Source organism: Bifidobacterium sp. LH_426 (assembly GCF_056356875.1).
This window is the reverse complement of sequence record NZ_JBKEVB010000004.1, coordinates 1-16,327: the sequence shown is the minus strand read 5'-3', so window position 1 is coordinate 16,327 and position 16,327 is coordinate 1. Positions and strand designations below refer to the sequence as shown.

Genomic DNA, 16,327 nt, shown 5'->3' with positions numbered 1-16,327 from the left:
GGGAGCTGTCGGCGGAGCCGACTGAGGGGGTGTCGGCCGAGGGGTGTCGGCCGAGGGGGGTGAAAACGGGACGCGCGCCTTGCATGCGCCGTCGCGCCGTTAGGATGGACGGCATGACGATTTCCCTGAACACCGCCGCGCCGCGCGGCGAACAGCTCGAATCCCTGCTCGACCAGATCATGGGCGTGTACTCCGTCAGCGACGACGAGACCGCGCTCGCCGACGACATCGAGTCGTTCCTCAAGACCTACCCGCATCTCGACGTGCGCCGCCACGGCGACACGGTCGTCGCCTCCACCGCGTTCGGACGCGATTCCCGCGTGATCCTCGCCGGCCACATCGACACGGTGCCGGTCATCGACAACTTCCCGCCGAAGTGGCTCGAACCCGGCGACCCGCTCATCCGCGAGGACGTGGCCGCCGCCCACCCGGGCGAACGCGTGCTGTGGGGGCGCGGCGCCACCGACATGAAGGCGTCCGACGCGGTCATGCTGTACCTCGCCGCCGTGCTTGACGGTTCCACGCCCGAGGCCACGCCGAAGGCCGACCTCACGTTCGTCTTCTACGATCATGAGGAGGTCGCCGCCGAGAAGAACGGTCTGAGGAAGGTCGTCGAAAGCCATCCCGACTGGATCCAGGGCGATTTCGCGATCATCGGCGAGCCGACCAACTGCGGCATCGAGGGCGGCTGCAACGGCACGATCCGCTTCGACGTGGTCACGCACGGCGTCGCCGCGCACTCCGCCCGCGCATGGATGGGCGAGAACGCGATTCACAAGGCGGCGGGCATTCTTAACCGTCTCGCCGCATACGAGCCGGCGGACGTGGAGGTGGACGGCCTGACCTACCGCGAGGGCCTCAACGCCACGCTCATCTCCGGCGGCAAGGGCACGAACGTGATCCCCGACGAATGCCGCGTGCACGTCAACTACCGGTTCGCGCCGGACAAGACGCTGCCCGAGGCCAAGGCATTGATGATGGGCGCGGACGCGGGCGCCGAACTCGGCAACGGCGAGCATGTCGCCACCGGCGGCGTGTTCGAGGGCTACGGCATCGAGATGAAGGACGAGTCGCCGTCCGCCCGCCCCGGCATGGACGCGCCGCTCGCCGTCTCGCTCGCCGACCTCGTGCGTGAGCGCACCGGCCGCGAGCCTCTGGCGAAGCTCGGGTGGACCGACGTGGCGCGCTTCTCGCAGCTCGGCATCCCGGCCGTGAACCTCGGCGCCGGCGACCCGCTGCTCGCCCACAAGCACGACGAGCAGCTGCCCGCCTCCGAACTGCCACTCCTCGCCGACATCCTCCTCGCCTGGCTCGTCTGATTCGTCGGGAGACATGGGCCGTGCGTGAACACGCTCCGCTCAAAGTTGTGGCATACTGGAGGATGGCGGTTCTGCAAGCCGCCGACGTGCCAGATGGCGTCGATCCCCTCGCATCGGGTCTTTCCCCCGAATCTTCGCGCGAGCGCCGGTGTCCGCCGTCCGAGCCGCACAGACTTTGACTGGATTTGCTTCTGCGGGCGCAATCGATGCGCGGCCACGGTGAGAGCGTGGTGTGACAGCCGCAGCGAGCCTGAGTAAGGCCTGGCATGGTGCAGCATGCCGGCGAGGAGCATTGTGCCCACTGTGAACAACGATGGGGCCGACGAGGTCGGCGCCCTGAACATCAACGTACCCGAATCCGCCGATTCCTCCGCCGACGCATCGTCGTCCGCGTCCCCCGTGCCCACCCGTCGCCGTCGCGGCGGCCGTCGCGTGGTGCGCGGCGCCGGTGCCGCCGGTGCGTCGCTCGAACTGAAGGTCGAGGACCACTCCGCGCCGATGTTCGAGGAGCCGAAGCTGCCGGCCGCCGACCAGCCGTCGGAGGCTGCCGACGCGTCGTCGTCCGACTCTGCGCCCGTCGCGTCTGACGACGCCGACGAGGCGCCGGTGCGTTCGCGCCGTCGTCGCGTCTCCCGAGACGATCGCGACGACGCCGACGATCGTCCGTCCCGTTCGCGCCGTCGCGCGCGCTTCGACGACGATGACGACGACCGTGACGACGACCGTCCGTCCCGCTCCCGTCGCCGCGCCCGGTTCGATGACGATGATGATGACGTCGAGCCGGCCGAGCGTCTGTCGCGTCGTCGTCGCGCCTCCCGCGACGATGACGATTATGATCGTCCGGTGCGTTCGCGCCGTCGTCGCGCCGCGTTGCACGACGACTACGACGATGACGACGATTACCCGCGCTACTCCCGTTCCCGCCGCGACGAGCGCGAGGACGACGACGAGCAGCTGGAACGCGCCGAGGAGCTGCTTGACGTGCTGCCGATCCACGATCGCGACGAGCGTGATGACCGCGATGATCGCGGTGACAACGGCGGCCGCCGCGCCAAGCCGATGACCTCGCTGCTGTTCCAGGAGCCCGTGCTGCCGGCCGGATCGGCGCGCACGCGCGACGATGATGACGACGAGACGGAATCCCGCGACGAGCGTGAGGGTTCCGACCATGACGACGAGCGCGGTGACGGCGCCCGCGAGGGCCGCCGCACGCGCCGTCGTCGTCGCGCCGACCGCGACGTCGCCGACACGCGCGCCGACGACCGCGACGAGCGTTCGGAACGTGACGAACGTGACGAACGCGCCGCCGACGCCCAGGACGAGGAATCCGGCTCGACGCGCACGCGCCGCGGCCGCAACCGCCGCCTCAACGCGCAGGAGCGCCGCGCCGCCGCCGAAGTCGAGCAGATCGAGGAGGACCTCGAACTCGACGACATCTCCTACCGTCCGATCGACGAGGAGGAGAACGACGAGAACGCCGACGAGACGCGCACGCGCCGCCGTCGTCGCCGCCGCAACAAGGCCGACCAGACGTCCGGCGACGAGCGTTCCGCGCGCGAGACCGACGATCGCGACGAGCGTGACGAGCGCGCCTCCCGCGACGAGGAGGAGACGGTCACGCGCCGTCGCCGTCGCCGTCGCAACAAGGGAGGCGACGACGAGCAGATCGTCGCGCGCCGCTCCCGCAAGCAGCAGTACATCGACGAGATCACCGACGTGGAGGGCTCGACCCGACTCGAGGCCAAGAAGCAGCGCCGCCGCGACAACCGCCGCGAACGCTCCCGCCAGTCGCAGCTCATGGAACAGGACTTCCTCGCACGCCGCGAGAACGTCGAACGCCTGATGGTCGTGCGCGAGAAGGAACAGCACACGCAGATCTCCGTGGTGGAGGACAACGTGCTCGTCGAGCACTACGTGTCCGACATCCAGGAGGTGCAGACCGTCGGCAACGTGTACCTCGGCCGCGTGCAGAATGTGCTGCCGAGCATGGAGGCGGCGTTCGTCGACATCGGACAGGCACGCAACGGCGTGCTGTACGCCGGCGAGGTCAACTGGGACGCGACGCGCCTCGAAGGCCAGCCGCGCCGCATCGAACTCGCGTTCAAGTCCGGCGACCCGGTGCTCGTGCAGGTCACCAAGGACCCGATCGGCCACAAGGGCGCGCGACTGACCTCGCAGGTCACGCTCGCCGGCCGCTTCCTCGTGCTCGTGCCGTCCGGCGGCATGACCGGCGTGAGCCGCAAGCTTTCGGAGCGTGAGCGCTCCCGCCTGAAGAACATCGTCTCGAAGATCGCCCCGAAGGACATGGGCGTGATCATCCGCACCGCGGCCGAGGGCGCGAGCGAGGAGGCGATCGTCAAGGATCTGGAGAGCCTCGTGCGCCAGTGGGAGCGCATCAACGCCAAGCGCGAGGAGTTCTGGCACGGCAAGCGTCCGAAGCTGCTGCAGGGCGAGCCGGACGTGGCGATCCGCGTCGTGCGCGACATCTTCAACGACGACTTCACGAAGCTCATCGTGGAGGGCGACAAGGTGTACGAGCGCATCGAGGAGTACCTCGACACGATGGCCCCCGACCTGAAGGACAAGCTGGAGAAGTGGGATCCGGCCGACCATCAGGGCAAGGACGTGTTCGACAAGTGGCAGATCGACTCGCAGCTCCGCAAGGGCATGGAACGTCAGGTGTACCTGCCGTCCGGCGGTTCGATCGTCATCGACCGCACCGAGGCGATGACCACGATCGACGTGAACACCGGCCGCTTCATCGGCCGCGGCAAGTCGCTCGAGGAGACCGTCACCCGATGCAACCTCGAGGCCAGCGAGGAGATCGCGCGCCAGCTGCGTCTGCGCGACATCGGCGGCATGATCATGATCGACTACGTCGACATGGTGATGCCCGCCAACCGCGACCTCGTGCTGCGTCGACTCGTCGAATGCCTGGCGCGCGACCGCACCAAGCACCAGGTGGCGGAGGTCACCTCGCTCGGCCTCGTGCAGATGACGCGCAAGCGCATCGGCCAGGGTCTGGTGGAGGCGTTCTCCGAGGAGTGCCCGACCTGCAAGGGCCGCGGCTTCATCCTGCACGACAAGCCGATCGTCAACGCCGATTACGACGACCCGTACGCGCTGCGCGGCGGCGACCCGTTCGTCAAGACGAACAAGCATGGCCGCGGCACCACCCCCGCGCCGGAGCCGGCCGGCTCCACGCCGGACGTGAAGGCCAAACTCGCCCAGATCGCCGCCGCGGCCGTCGCCGCCGGCAACGAGGACTGAGTATCGGTTTTCGACCCCCGGTTTTCGGCCCCCTCTGACGAGGGGGCTCCCGCGAAGCGGGTGGGGGAGAGACCCCTATAACACATCCACACCTGACACGCGGACGGAACACGGTTGCGTTAGTCCGCGCGTCGGTGTAAGTTCGACTGTTGGTGTCTGACCGCGAGCCCGGCATATCCGGGTGAGTCAGGCAAGAAGCTTGCCAATTCAATAAAGGAACGATTATGTACGCGATTGTGAAGGCCGGTGGCCATCAGGAAAAGGTCGAGGTCGGCGACGTCATCCTCGTCAACCGTCTTGACGCGAAGCAGGGCGATACCGTGGAATTCCCGGTCGCGCTCGTGGTCGACGGTGCGAACGTCACCCTCGCCGCCGCTGATCTCGCCAAGGTCTCCGTCAAGGCCGAGGTCGTGAAGGACGACGCCAAGGGCCCGAAGATCAACATCCAGAAGTACAAGAACAAGACCGGCGTCGCCCGCCGCAAGGGCCACCGTCAGAAGCTGACGATGGTGAAGATCACCGAGATCGCCTGAGTTCTTGACAGCAGGTTTTCCAAACAAGCTTAATTAGTACCGAAAGGAAACGATCATGGCACATAAGAAGGGTGCTTCCAGCTCGCGTAACGGTCGCGATTCAAATCCTCAATACCTCGGTGTGAAGAAGTTCGGCGGTGAGGCCGTCGTCGCCGGCAACATCATCGTCCGCCAGCGCGGCACCAACTTCCACCCGGGCCAGAACGTCGGCATGGGCAAGGATCACACCCTGTTCGCGCTGACCAACGGCTCCGTCAAGTTCGGCGTCCGTCGTGACCGCAAGGTCGTCGACGTCATCGCCGCCTGAGCGACCAGCTGAGATTTCAGCGACAAGCGTTTCGAGAAGCCGCGCCCGCAAGGACGCGGCTTTTTCGTATCCGGCGTATTTCGAACGACCATGAACCAAGGGTCAGGATAGGGTAACAAGTTATGAGTGATTTTGTGGATCGAGTGACCGTCCATGTGAAGGGCGGCGACGGCGGCAACGGCTCGGCCGGCATCCGTCGTGAGAAGTACAAGCCGTTGGCCGGCCCGAACGGCGGCAACGGCGGTGACGGCGGCTCCGTCATCTTCGAGGCGACGCGCAACGCGACCAGCCTGCTGGACTACCGTTTCATGCCGCACCGCGTCGCGCCCAGCGGCACGATGGGCCTGGGCGACAACAAGGACGGCGTCAAGGGCAGGGACCTGATCCTGCCCGTGCCGTGCGGCACCGTGATCTTCACGGCCAAGGGCGAGCAGGGGAGCCCCAAGCACCCCGGCGAGGAGCTCGCCGACCTGCGCCATGAGGGCGACCGCTTCATCGCCGCGGAAGGCGGCGCCGGCGGCCTCGGCAACATCGCGCTGGCGAACCGCACGCGCCGCGCCCCCGGCTTCGCCCTGCTCGGCGAGCTCGGCGAGGAACGCGACGTGATTCTCGAGCTCAAGTCCATCGCCGACGTGGCGCTCGTGGGCTTCCCGTCCGCCGGCAAGTCGAGCCTCATCGCCGCGATGAGCTCCGCCAAGCCGAAGATCGCCGACTACCCGTTCACCACGCTCGTGCCGAACCTCGGCGTGGTCATCGCCGGCGACCGCCGCTACACGATCGCCGACGTGCCGGGTCTGATTCCGGGCGCCTCCCAGGGCAAGGGCCTGGGCCTCGAATTCCTGCGCCACATCGAACGCACCGAGATCATCGCGCACGTCATCGATTGCGCGACGCTCGAGGACGGTCGCGACCCGGTCAGCGACTACGAGGCGCTGGAGCACGAGCTCGCCGAATACGCGGGCTCGCTGGAGCTGCCGCTCGGCGCGATCCCGATCCCGGAGCGTCCGCGCATCATCATCCTCAACAAGGCCGACGTGCCGGAGGCCAAGGAGCTCGCCGAGTTCGTCAAGCCCGAATTCGAGAAGATGGGCATGAAGGTGTTCATCATCTCCACCGCCTCGCACGAGGGCCTGAAGGAGCTCAACTTCGCGCTGGCCGAGATGGTCGCCGAGATGCGCGACGAGGTCGCCAAGCGTGAGCAGGCCGAGGAGGAGACCCGCGTCGTCATCAAGCCGCTGGAGACGCGCGGGCGTCGCCGCCGTTCCGCCGACGAGCACGGCACCCCGGTCGACTTCACCGTCGAACGCAAGGAGAACAAGCTCGGCGAATTCTGGTTCGAGGTCACCGGACGCAAGCCGGAACGCTGGGTGCAGCAGACCAACTTCGACAACGACGAGGCCGTCGGCTACCTCGCCGACCGCCTCGCCAAGCTGGGCGTCGAGGACGAGCTGCGCCGCAAAGGCGCCAAGCCGGGCGACGAGGTACGTATCGGCCGCGGCGACCGTGCCGTCGACTTCGACTGGGATCCGACCATCGCCGCCGGCGCGGAGCGTCTCGACGGCGCGCCGCTGGGCGCGCGCGGCCAGGATCTGCGCCTCGACGCCGAACAGCCGGGCTCCCGCCGCCGCACGAACGCGGAACGCCGTCGCGAATACCACGCGATGATGGACGCGAAGGCCGCCGTGCGCGAGGCGATGATGAAGGAACGCAAGGCCGGCCACTGGGCCGACCCGTCCATCGACGACGACCGCCACGACGAGAAGAGCCTGTTTGGTCACGGCGAAGAGGTCGAAGAGCAATAGTCATCGTGGCTCCCTCTGACGAGGGAGCTGGACCGCGCAGCGGGACTGAGGGAGAGACCACCCGGGGGCATGCGGATCTCTCCCTCAGTCGGCTTGCAGCCGACAGCTCCCTCGTCAGAGGGAGCCGAAACGGAAGGGGAATCATGTCCACACCATCACAGGCCGAGATTCGCAGGCGGGTGGCCGAGGCGGAGACCGTCGTCGTCAAGGTCGGTTCGAGCTCGCTCACGCAGGCGGACGGCCATCTCGACGCCGGCAAGCTCGACGCGCTGGTCGGCGCGCTCGCCTCGACGCACCTGATGGGCGCGCGCGTCGTGCTCGTCTCGTCGGGCGCCATCGCCGCCGGCTTCGGCCCGCTCGGCTTCGACGCGCGGCCGACCGACGTCGCCACGCAGCAGGCGACCGCGGCCGTCGGCCAGGGCCTGCTGATGGCGCAGTACGAGGCATCGTTCGGACGGTTCGGCGTGCGCGTCGGGCAGATCCTCATCACCGCGGAGGACACGATCCGCGCCACCCAGTACCGCAACGTGCAGCGTACGCTCGACCGGCTGCTCGACCTGGGCGTCGTGCCGATCATCAACGAGAACGACTCCCTCGCCTCGAACGAGATCCGTTTCGGCGACAATGACCGACTGTCGGCGCTCGTCGCGAACCTCGTGCGCGCCGACGCGCTCGTCCTGCTCACCGACGTCGACGGCCTGTACACGGCCCCGCCGTCGGAACCCGGATCGAAACGCATCGGCTACGTGCCGAACGTCGTGGACGCGCTCGGCGAGGTGAAGGTCGGCGGGACCGGCTCGAAGGTCGGCACCGGCGGCATGGTCACGAAACTGGAGGCGGCGCGCGTCGCGGCCGTCTCCGGCATTCCCACCGTGCTCACGTGCGCGGGCAATGCGGGACCGGCGCTGATGGGCGATCCGGTGGGCACCGCGTTCGCGCCGGTGAAACGCCGTGGCTCGACGCGACGGCTGTGGATCGGCTTCGCCGCCGAGCCACGCGGCACGATCATCGTCGACGCCGGCGCGGCCGAGGCCGTGCGCGGCGGACATGCGTCGCTCCTCGCCGCCGGTGCGGTCGAGGTGCGCGGCGCGTTCTCCGCCGGCGACCCGGTGTGGGTCGACGCGGAGGACGGCACGCATCTGGCGCGCGGACTCGCCGGCTACGACTCCGAGGAGGTGCCGCGCATGCTCGGACGCAACACGACGCAGCTCAAGCGCATCCTCGGCGAGGAGTACGCGCATCCGCTCGTCCACCGCGACAATCTCGTGCTTGTCTGAAACGTCGCCGACTCACCAGGGGAACAGCCCGTCGGACTGTTCCCTTTTTCGCTCCCCGGGTTTATTGTGGGAGCCATGACTATGGCTGATTGGCAGACTCTCTCCGACCGTATCAATCACGTGACCCCGAGCGCCACGCTCGCCGTCGACTCCAAGGCGAAGGCCATGAAGGCCGCCGGACTCGACGTCATCGGCTTCGGCGCCGGCGAGCCGAACTTCCCGACGCCCGACTACGTCGTCGACGCGGCGGCGGCCGCCTGCCGCGACCCGAAGAACTACAAGTACACGCCCACGCCGGGCCTGCCCGAGCTGCGTCGCGCCATCGCCGACAAGACGCTGCGCGACTCCGGCTACGAGGTGACGCCCGAGCAGGTCGTCGTGACCAACGGCGGCAAGCAGGCCGTCTACTCGACGTTCCAGATCCTGCTGGACGAGGGCGACGAGGTCATCATCCCGACGCCGTACTGGACCAGCTATCCGGAGGCCGTCAAGCTCGCCGGCGGCAAGCCGGTCGAGGTGTTCGCCGGCGCCGACCGCGGCTTCGAGCCGGACCTCGCCGCGATCGAGGCGGCCCGCACCGAGCGCACCAAGGCGATCATCGTGACCTCCCCGAACAACCCGACCGGCGCCGTGTGGAGCGCCGAGACGATCGAAGGCATCGCCAAGTGGGCGATCGAGCACCACGTGTGGGTCATCTCCGACGAAATCTACGAGCACCTCAACTACGACGACGCGCACACCACGTACATCGGCACCGCCGTGCCCGAGGTGCGCGACCAGCTCATCGTGCTCAACGGCGTCGCCAAGACCTACGCGATGCCCGGCTGGCGCGTCGGCTGGCTCATCGCCCCCGAGCCGGTCGCCAAGGCCGCCGCCAAGCTGCAGGGCCACATGACCTCCAACGTGGCGAACGTCTCCCAGCGCGCCGCCATCGCCGCCGTCTCCGGCCCGCTCGACGCCGTGTACCGCATGCGCGAGGCGTTCGACGTGCGCCGCAAGGCGATCGTCGCCGCGCTGAACGACATCGAGGGCGTGAACTGCCCGACGCCGACCGGCGCGTTCTACGCGTTCGCCGACATCACCGCGCTGCTGGGCAAGCCGCTCGGCCCCAACGGCACCGTCTCGCACTCCTCCTCCGAGTTCGCCGCCGCGCTGCTCGACGAGGCGCACGTCGCCGCCGTCCCGGGCGAGGCGTTCGGCGCGCCCGGCTACCTGCGCTTCTCCTACGCGCTGGCCGACGACCAGCTCGCCGAGGGCATGCGCCGCATGAAGGCGTACGTCGAGGCGTGACGCGTGCGTTTCGCGTAGATCGCGACATGCCGTAACATCGTTGGAATCCCGTGGTTTTGCCACGGGATTCTCTGTATGTGGACACCTCGAATTGACGGATTCCGGACGAGCCGCTACTATATCTGCTTGGCGGTTTTCGCCGGGCGAAGCGTTCTCTCGAGGATGCCGAGCAAGGTGATTTTCACCTAGGGAAGTGGCGCAATTGGTAGCGCAACGGTCTCCAAAACCGTAGGTTGTGGGTTCGAGTCCCGCCTTCCCTGCCAAGGATCTATGAATACCCTGAGCGAAGGATGAATATGGCGAAGGCTAGCAAGAGCGAAAAGGCCATCAAGCCGAACGTCTTCATGCGCATCGGTCTGTTTATCAAGCAGATCATCGATGAGCTTCGCAAGGTCGTGACCCCCACCGCCAAGGAACTGTTCTTCTGGTCTCTGGCCGTTTTCATCTTCGTGCTGCTGCTGATGGCGCTCGTCACCGGCATGGACTACGGTCTGGGCAAGCTTACGCTGTGGGTGTTCGGCTGATCGTACTGACACACGACAACGAAACCCGAAGGTGAATACGCATGAGTGATGAAGTGAATCTCGAGAATCTCGACGCGCTGCCCGACCTGCCGGAGACCGCTCCGGCCGAGACCGCCGACGTGAACGCCGACGACACGGCTTCCGCCGATGCCGCCGCCCAGACTTCCGAGACCGCGGAATCCGATGCGACCGCCTCCGAGGTTCCGGCCGAAGCGTCCGAGTCCTCCGAGACCCCGGTCGCCTCCGTCGAAACGCCCTCCATCTCCCTCGACGATGATGAGGAGCAGGAGACCAACGAATCCGAGCAGGCCGAGGACACTGACGCCGGCCAGGCCGCCGTCGAAGCGTTCTCCAAGTCGCTGCGCACCCTCGATGGCAAGTGGTACGTGCTCCACACGTACTCCGGCTACGAGAAGCGCGTCAAGACCAACGTCGAATCCCGCATCCAGTCCTTCGGCCTCGAAGACACCATCTTCCAGATCGAAGTCCCGATGGAGGAAGTCGAGAAGCACACCGAAAAGGGCAAGAAGGTCATCACCCGCGTGCGCGTCCCCGGCTACGTGCTCATCCGCATGTGGCCCGACGAGAACGCCCGCCGCATCGTCCGCGAGACCGAAGGCGTCACCGGCTTCGTCGGCCCCACCAAGGACCCGGCCCCGCTCTCCCGCAAGGAAGTCGTCGCCATGATGGCCCCGATGATTGCCTCCGAAGCGCTCAAGAAGGCCGGCGACAAGCCCGCCGCCGCCAAGAAGCGCACCGTCGAGGTCTCCTACGCCATCGGCGACCAGGTCACCGTCACCGACGGCCCCTTCGCCACCATGGCCGCCGTCGTCTCCGACGTCGAGCCCACCACGCAGAAGCTCACCGTGCTCGTGTCCATCTTCGGCCGCGATACGCCGGTGGAGCTGGGCTTCAACCAAGTCCAGAAGCTCGACTGAGCTTCGGCGACGGAGCGCCGGCTGCGTTGCTCCTCGGTCGCGGTACTTTGGTACCGCTTCCCTCGGTGCGCCTCGCTACCGCACGCATCGTTGAATTTCAGCAGTGAACTGAAATCGGTTGACTGACATTCTTGGAATCCCCGCCTTGGGCGGGGATTTTTCGTATCTGGGGGCATGCGCGATGCGCGGGAATCGCACATCGTGGGGAAATGTGAGGTATCTTACATTTCTTTGCGAGACAGGCGGGGGCGAGGCCGGCGGAATCGAACCGGTTGATGCCAATGTTCCCAGTGCGTCCGCGAACGCGGAACGGCCGCCGGAACGGTATGCGGCACGCGGTCATGCGCGCCGGAAATGCACGCGCAAACGGCGGAAATGTGCGGATTAGTTCGTCTTTGTCTTGGATTGTTTGAAATAAATAGCAATATGTTCGATACAAGTTGCGATTTTGTAAAGGTGGGTTTATATTAATACCGGTAACGCAAACATCGGCAGTGAGACCGATGCCTGTGTTCAAGGAAGAACAACTCTAGGAAAGAGGGAGCGGCATGATTGATCTTGCTGCCGGGGAATCCGCGATTCGCCTGTCGCTGAGCTGGGTGGATTGGCTTATCCTCATCGTCTACTTCGCCATGATCGTCTGGATCGGCTATTCGATCCACAAGCAGCAGAAGTCCTCCGAGGACTTCCTGCTCGCCGGTCGTTCGATGCCGGCCTGGATCGCAGGCCTCGCGTTCTGCGCCGCCAACCTGGGCGCCACCGAGATCCTGGGCATGGCCGCCAACGGCGCCCAGATCGGTATGCCGACCATCCACTACTACCTGATCGGCGCCGTGCCGGGCATGGTGTTCCTCGGCATCTTCATGATGCCGTTCTACTACGGCTCCGGCGTGCGTTCGGTGCCTGAGTTCATGTACCAGCGCTTCGGCAAGGGCGCGCACGTCATCGTGTCGCTGTGCTTCGCCGTCTCCACGATCCTCCAGGCCGGCATCAACCTGTACGCCATGGCCCTGATCCTCCAGGCCATGCTCGGCTGGAACCAGTGGACCGCCATCATCGTGTCCGCCGTGTTCGTGCTCGCCTACATCACCCTCGGCGGCCTGACCTCCGCCATCTACAACGAGGTCATGCAGTTCTTCGTCATCGTCGCGGCCCTCATCCCGGTCACCGTCATCGGCCTGTCCCACGTGGGCGGCTGGAGCGGCCTGACCGCCAAGCTCGACAGCATGAAGGATTGGTCCGGCTCCATCCACGCCTGGGCCGGCACCGGCTTCGGCAACGTGACCAACCCGGTCGGCGGCGACTGGTTCTCCATCCTCATGGGCCTCGGCTTCGTGCTCGGCTTCGGCTACTGGACCACCAACTTCACCGAGGTGCAGCGCGCCTTCGCCGCGAAGAGCATGACCGCCGCCCGCATGACGCCTATCCTCGGCGCCATCCCGAAGATGCTCATCTGGATCATCATCATCATCCCGGGCCTGATCGCGGCCGCCACCGTCGGTAACCTGTTCTCCGGCGCCCACCCGGTTCTGCAGTACAACGAAGCCATCCCGTACCTGTTCAAGATGTACCTGCCGAACGGCGTCCTCGGCGTCGCCATCACCGGCATGATGGCCTCCTTCATGGCCGGCATGGCCGCGAACGTCTCCTCGTTCAACACCGTGTTCACCTACGATCTGTGGCAGGACTACGTCAAGCCGGGCCAGAGCGACAAGTACTACCTGAACATGGGCCGCGTCATCACCGTGATCGGCGTGTTCATCTCCGTGTTCACCGCGTGGATCGCGTCGCAGTTCGGCAACATCATGACGTACCTGCAAACGCTGTTCAGCTTCTTCAACGCCCCGCTGTTCGCCGTGTTCATCCTCGGCCTCGTGTGGAAGCGCGTCTCCAACGTCGCCGGCACCGTCGGCTACGTGTGCGGCATCATCGCCCCGCTCATCACCTACATCCTGTACCTGCAGTCCGTCGCCGCCGGCAACCCGATCTTCGGCTCCGCCACCGCCGAGACCTGGTACGGCGCCATCATCTCCTGCCTGGCCACCTGGATCGTGGCGGCGGTCATCACGCCGTTCACCAAGGCCAAGTCCGACAAGGAGCTCGAGGGCCTGACCTTCGGCACCAACGGCATCAAGTACTTCAAGGAGGCTTCCGCCGAGGAGCTCGAGGACGCCAAGCGCGCCGCGAAGGAAGCCGGAAAGGACGTCGCCGTCGTGAAGGTCCCGTGGTACAAGAAGCCGCTCATCCTGGGCACCGTGATCTTCGTGCTCGGCCTCGTCTTCTACATCCCGTTCTTCTAAACCCATCGGGTTGACCCATAGTACGTAGGAACGTCTTAAGGAGTTTGCAATGGCAGAAGAGACTCAGGGCAAGGACCTGCTGACTCAGGCCGAGAAGGACCAGGCGGTCAAGGCGGCGCGCAACAACGATCTGCGCCGGCTCATCGCCATCCTGTTCATCATCTACGGCGTGATTGTCACGATCGTCGGCATCGTCGCGCCGAACATGAACGGCGCCGACACCAACGGCATCGCGATCAACCTGTGGACCGGCATCATCATGCTGGTCGTCGGCATCGCGTTCGAACTGTGGTGCCGCCTCAAGCCGCTGTCGGCCGAGGACATCATCGCCTCCGCTGAGGAGTCCGTGCGCAAGGCACAGGTCCAGCACGAAAGCTCGAAGTGAGTCACGTGAGGTGACTCGCGTGTGAGGCGACATCCGCGCGCGGCCGGTACGCCGGCGTCGCGCGGAACGTCGCCATCGCGCGGAAAGAGGGCCGTCGGGAGCATCACTCTCCCGACGGCCCTTCGCGTATCGTCGCGCGCGTCGCGTCGCGACGGACGACGCGCGACGTTCGTCACGACGACGTCGACGGTTCGCGACGGTTCGCGACGACGCGTGTGACGCGACATGCGTGTCGACGATGCCGATGATGTCGGGACGGCACCGCATAATGGGATGGTTTGTGTCTGGAGGGGAGACCCGCTAGCACAGCACAGCGATATAAGTTGCGGGAGGAGACCGTGCGGACGGCCACGCATCGCTTCGGCGGCGCGTGCGGACGGACGGCGACCGATTGCACCGCGTTATAGAAAGAAGAACCATAACATGGCTCCCAAGAAGAAAGTCACCGCGCTGATCAAGCTGCAGATCCAGGCCGGCAAGGCCAACCCGGCCCCGCCGCTGGGCCCTGCGCTCGGTTCGCACGGCGTCAACATCATGGACTTCTGCAAGGCGTACAACGCCCAGACGCAGGACAAGATGGGACAGGTGATCCCGGTCGAGATCACCGTCTACGAAGATCGTTCCTTCACCTTCATTCTCAAGACCCCGCCGGCCGCGGCTCTGCTCAAGAAGGCCGCCGGCATCGACAAGGGCACCGAGAACCCGCTGACCCACAAGGTCGGCTCCGTCACCAAGGCGCAGGTTCGTGAGATCGCCGAGACCAAGATGGCCGATCTCTCCGCCCGTGACATCGAGGCCGGCATGAAGATCATCGAAGGTACCGCCCGCTCCATGGGCATCACGGTGACCGACTGATAAGGAGAAGGACAGATGGCTAAGCATTCCAAGAAGTACCTTGAGGCGGCCGAGAAGGTCGATCGCAACAACCTGTACACCCCCGACCAGGCCATCGCGCTGCTCAAGAGCATGCCGACCCGCAACTTCGACGAGTCCGTCGAAGCGGTGCTTCGCCTGAACGTCGACCCGCGCAAGGCCGACCAGCTGGTCCGCGGCACCGTGAGCCTGCCTCACGGCACCGGTAAGACCGTCAAGGTCCTCGTCTTCGCCCGTGGCCCGCAGGCCACCGCGGCGCAGGAGGCCGGCGCCGACATCGTCGGTGACGACGAGCTCATCGCCAAGGTGCAGGGCGGCTTCCTCGACTTCGATTCCGTCGTCGCCACCCCGGACATGATGGGCAAGGTCGGCCGCCTCGGCCGTGTGCTCGGTCCGCGTGGCCTCATGCCGAACCCGAAGACCGGCACCGTGACCATGGACGTCGCCAAGGCCGTCAAGGACATCAAGGCCGGTAAGATCGAGTTCCGCGTCGACAAGAACGGCAACCTCTCCTTCCTGATCGGCAAGGCCTCCTTCGAGGAGTCCGCTCTGGACGAGAACTTCCGCGCTGTCGCCGACGAGGTCAAGCGCCTCAAGCCGACCACCGTGAAGGGCCGCTACATCACCAAGGCGACCATCACCTCCACGATGGGCCCCGGCATCCCGGTCGACCCGAACGCGGTTGCCTGATGCCGTCGCTATGGTGTGACGCCGTTTCGGCGTGATGCCGTGACGTATTGAAGATCCCCGGTTCCGTAAGGAGCCGGGGATCTTTTCGTATGTGCGTGGGGCGTCGTCGTTCCTGGCCCCCTCTGTCGAGGGGGCTCCCGGCTGCGCCGGGTGGGGGAGAGTCTGCTCCCCTTGTGAGGGGGAGCTGCCGAGCCGTTCTCGCCGGGCGCGACCTTGACGACGTCTGCTCCCCCTGTGAGGGGGAGCTGCCCGCCGGGGCGGGCTGTGGGGGTTGTCGGGTTGGGTGAATGTGTGGTTGGTTGTGGGTGAATTGTGTTGGTTGGGGTGTGTGTGGTGGTGTGTGGCCGGGTAGGCTGGTGGGTGTAGGGGGTTTGGGCCCTTGTTTTCGACACGCCGTGGGAGCGCCGTCGTTGCAACGTTTCGGGCGTGTTTTTCGTGTGCTGGTTTGCGGTGTGGCGTGGGTTGGTGTATGTTTTTCTCTTGCTGCCGGTCGGCTTCTGGTTCTTTCCTTTGTGTGGTTGGTTTCCGGGGTTGGCCGTGTGTGGTGGTTTGAGAACTCAAGAGTGTGTTGTACTACTTACTTCTTTATAGTCAATGATTGCCAGTCCGATTCCCGCTCGTTTTCGAGTACCCGAGGGGGTTTGATGGGGGTCGGGGTTTTTGTGCGAACCTCTTTCCTTATTAGAGGTTCCGTCTTTTTTCTTTTTTGGGAGCCGTTTGTTTGGTTCTCTTCATGAAGTTTTTTTTGTGGAGGGTTCGATTCTGGCTCAGGATGAACGCTGGCGGCGTGCTTAACACATGCAAGTCGAACGGGATCCT

Annotated in this window: 13 protein-coding genes, 1 tRNA gene and 1 rRNA gene; all 15 read left to right on the top strand. The window is 65.8% G+C overall.

The window, feature by feature from the left end:
* The first annotated feature begins 113 nt into the window (after window positions 1-113).
* Window positions 114-1,319, top strand: a complete 1,206-nt coding sequence (dapE, locus tag AC1AYD_RS05210) for a succinyl-diaminopimelate desuccinylase (protein ID WP_476544794.1) — start codon at window positions 114-116, stop codon at window positions 1,317-1,319.
* A gap of 276 nt (window positions 1,320-1,595) precedes the next feature.
* Window positions 1,596-4,589, top strand: coding sequence for an Rne/Rng family ribonuclease (locus AC1AYD_RS05205; RefSeq protein ID WP_476544793.1), 2,994 nt, complete (start codon window positions 1,596-1,598; stop codon window positions 4,587-4,589).
* 224 nt (window positions 4,590-4,813) lie between these two features.
* Window positions 4,814-5,122, top strand: a complete 309-nt coding sequence (gene rplU, locus AC1AYD_RS05200; RefSeq protein WP_476502726.1) for a 50S ribosomal protein L21 — start codon at window positions 4,814-4,816, stop codon at window positions 5,120-5,122.
* A 55-nt stretch (window positions 5,123-5,177) separates the two neighbouring features.
* Window positions 5,178-5,429: a 50S ribosomal protein L27 gene (rpmA, locus tag AC1AYD_RS05195; protein ID WP_476502725.1), complete on the top strand. Its 252-nt coding sequence runs from the start codon at window positions 5,178-5,180 to the stop codon at window positions 5,427-5,429.
* Window positions 5,430-5,551: 122 nt separating this feature from the next.
* Complete coding sequence (gene obgE, locus AC1AYD_RS05190) at window positions 5,552-7,231, top strand: GTPase ObgE (RefSeq protein WP_476544792.1); 1,680 nt, start codon at window positions 5,552-5,554, stop codon at window positions 7,229-7,231.
* Window positions 7,232-7,374: 143 nt separating this feature from the next.
* Window positions 7,375-8,508, top strand: coding sequence for a glutamate 5-kinase (gene proB / locus AC1AYD_RS05185; RefSeq protein WP_476544791.1), 1,134 nt, complete (start codon window positions 7,375-7,377; stop codon window positions 8,506-8,508).
* A gap of 81 nt (window positions 8,509-8,589) precedes the next feature.
* Window positions 8,590-9,798 (top strand): pyridoxal phosphate-dependent aminotransferase, encoded by a 1,209-nt coding sequence (locus AC1AYD_RS05180; protein WP_476532599.1) that lies wholly within the window; start codon window positions 8,590-8,592, stop codon window positions 9,796-9,798.
* 187 nt (window positions 9,799-9,985) lie between these two features.
* Window positions 9,986-10,061: transfer RNA gene (locus tag AC1AYD_RS05175), tRNA-Trp, on the top strand.
* A 33-nt stretch (window positions 10,062-10,094) separates the two neighbouring features.
* Window positions 10,095-10,322: a preprotein translocase subunit SecE gene (secE, locus tag AC1AYD_RS05170; RefSeq protein WP_476532598.1), complete on the top strand. Its 228-nt coding sequence runs from the start codon at window positions 10,095-10,097 to the stop codon at window positions 10,320-10,322.
* 41 nt (window positions 10,323-10,363) lie between these two features.
* Window positions 10,364-11,260 (top strand): transcription termination/antitermination protein NusG, encoded by an 897-nt coding sequence (gene nusG / locus AC1AYD_RS05165; RefSeq protein WP_476544790.1) that lies wholly within the window; start codon window positions 10,364-10,366, stop codon window positions 11,258-11,260.
* Window positions 11,261-11,808: 548 nt separating this feature from the next.
* On the top strand, window positions 11,809-13,560 hold the full coding sequence (locus tag AC1AYD_RS05160) for a sodium:solute symporter family protein (protein ID WP_476544789.1): 1,752 nt from the start codon (window positions 11,809-11,811) through the stop codon (window positions 13,558-13,560).
* A gap of 49 nt (window positions 13,561-13,609) precedes the next feature.
* Entirely contained in the window at window positions 13,610-13,945 is a 336-nt protein-coding gene (locus tag AC1AYD_RS05155) for a hypothetical protein (RefSeq protein ID WP_476502718.1), read from the top strand.
* A gap of 423 nt (window positions 13,946-14,368) precedes the next feature.
* Window positions 14,369-14,800 (top strand): 50S ribosomal protein L11, encoded by a 432-nt coding sequence (gene rplK, locus AC1AYD_RS05150; protein ID WP_476502717.1) that lies wholly within the window; start codon window positions 14,369-14,371, stop codon window positions 14,798-14,800.
* A 15-nt stretch (window positions 14,801-14,815) separates the two neighbouring features.
* Window positions 14,816-15,508, top strand: coding sequence for a 50S ribosomal protein L1 (rplA, locus tag AC1AYD_RS05145; RefSeq protein ID WP_476502716.1), 693 nt, complete (start codon window positions 14,816-14,818; stop codon window positions 15,506-15,508).
* A 744-nt stretch (window positions 15,509-16,252) separates the two neighbouring features.
* Window positions 16,253-16,327 (top strand): 16S ribosomal RNA (locus tag AC1AYD_RS05140); the annotation flags it as partial.

Excerpts from the sequence above, each read along its gene's own strand:
- AC1AYD_RS05155 (WP_476502718.1), top strand. The coding sequence starts at position 13,610 with ATGGCAGAAGAGACTCAGGGCAAGGACCTGCTGACTCAGGCCGAGAAG.
- AC1AYD_RS05205 (WP_476544793.1), top strand. The coding sequence starts at position 1,596 with ATGCCGGCGAGGAGCATTGTGCCCACTGTGAACAACGATGGGGCCGAC.
- rplK (WP_476502717.1), top strand. The coding sequence starts at position 14,369 with ATGGCTCCCAAGAAGAAAGTCACCGCGCTGATCAAGCTGCAGATCCAG.
- AC1AYD_RS05180 (WP_476532599.1), top strand. The coding sequence starts at position 8,590 with ATGGCTGATTGGCAGACTCTCTCCGACCGTATCAATCACGTGACCCCG.
- secE (WP_476532598.1), top strand. The coding sequence starts at position 10,095 with ATGGCGAAGGCTAGCAAGAGCGAAAAGGCCATCAAGCCGAACGTCTTC.
- rplA (WP_476502716.1), top strand. The coding sequence starts at position 14,816 with ATGGCTAAGCATTCCAAGAAGTACCTTGAGGCGGCCGAGAAGGTCGAT.
- obgE (WP_476544792.1), top strand. The coding sequence starts at position 5,552 with ATGAGTGATTTTGTGGATCGAGTGACCGTCCATGTGAAGGGCGGCGAC.
- nusG (WP_476544790.1), top strand. The coding sequence starts at position 10,364 with ATGAGTGATGAAGTGAATCTCGAGAATCTCGACGCGCTGCCCGACCTG.
- rpmA (WP_476502725.1), top strand. The coding sequence starts at position 5,178 with ATGGCACATAAGAAGGGTGCTTCCAGCTCGCGTAACGGTCGCGATTCA.
- rplU (WP_476502726.1), top strand. The coding sequence starts at position 4,814 with ATGTACGCGATTGTGAAGGCCGGTGGCCATCAGGAAAAGGTCGAGGTC.
- dapE (WP_476544794.1), top strand. The coding sequence starts at position 114 with ATGACGATTTCCCTGAACACCGCCGCGCCGCGCGGCGAACAGCTCGAA.
- AC1AYD_RS05160 (WP_476544789.1), top strand. The coding sequence starts at position 11,809 with ATGATTGATCTTGCTGCCGGGGAATCCGCGATTCGCCTGTCGCTGAGC.
- proB (WP_476544791.1), top strand. The coding sequence starts at position 7,375 with ATGTCCACACCATCACAGGCCGAGATTCGCAGGCGGGTGGCCGAGGCG.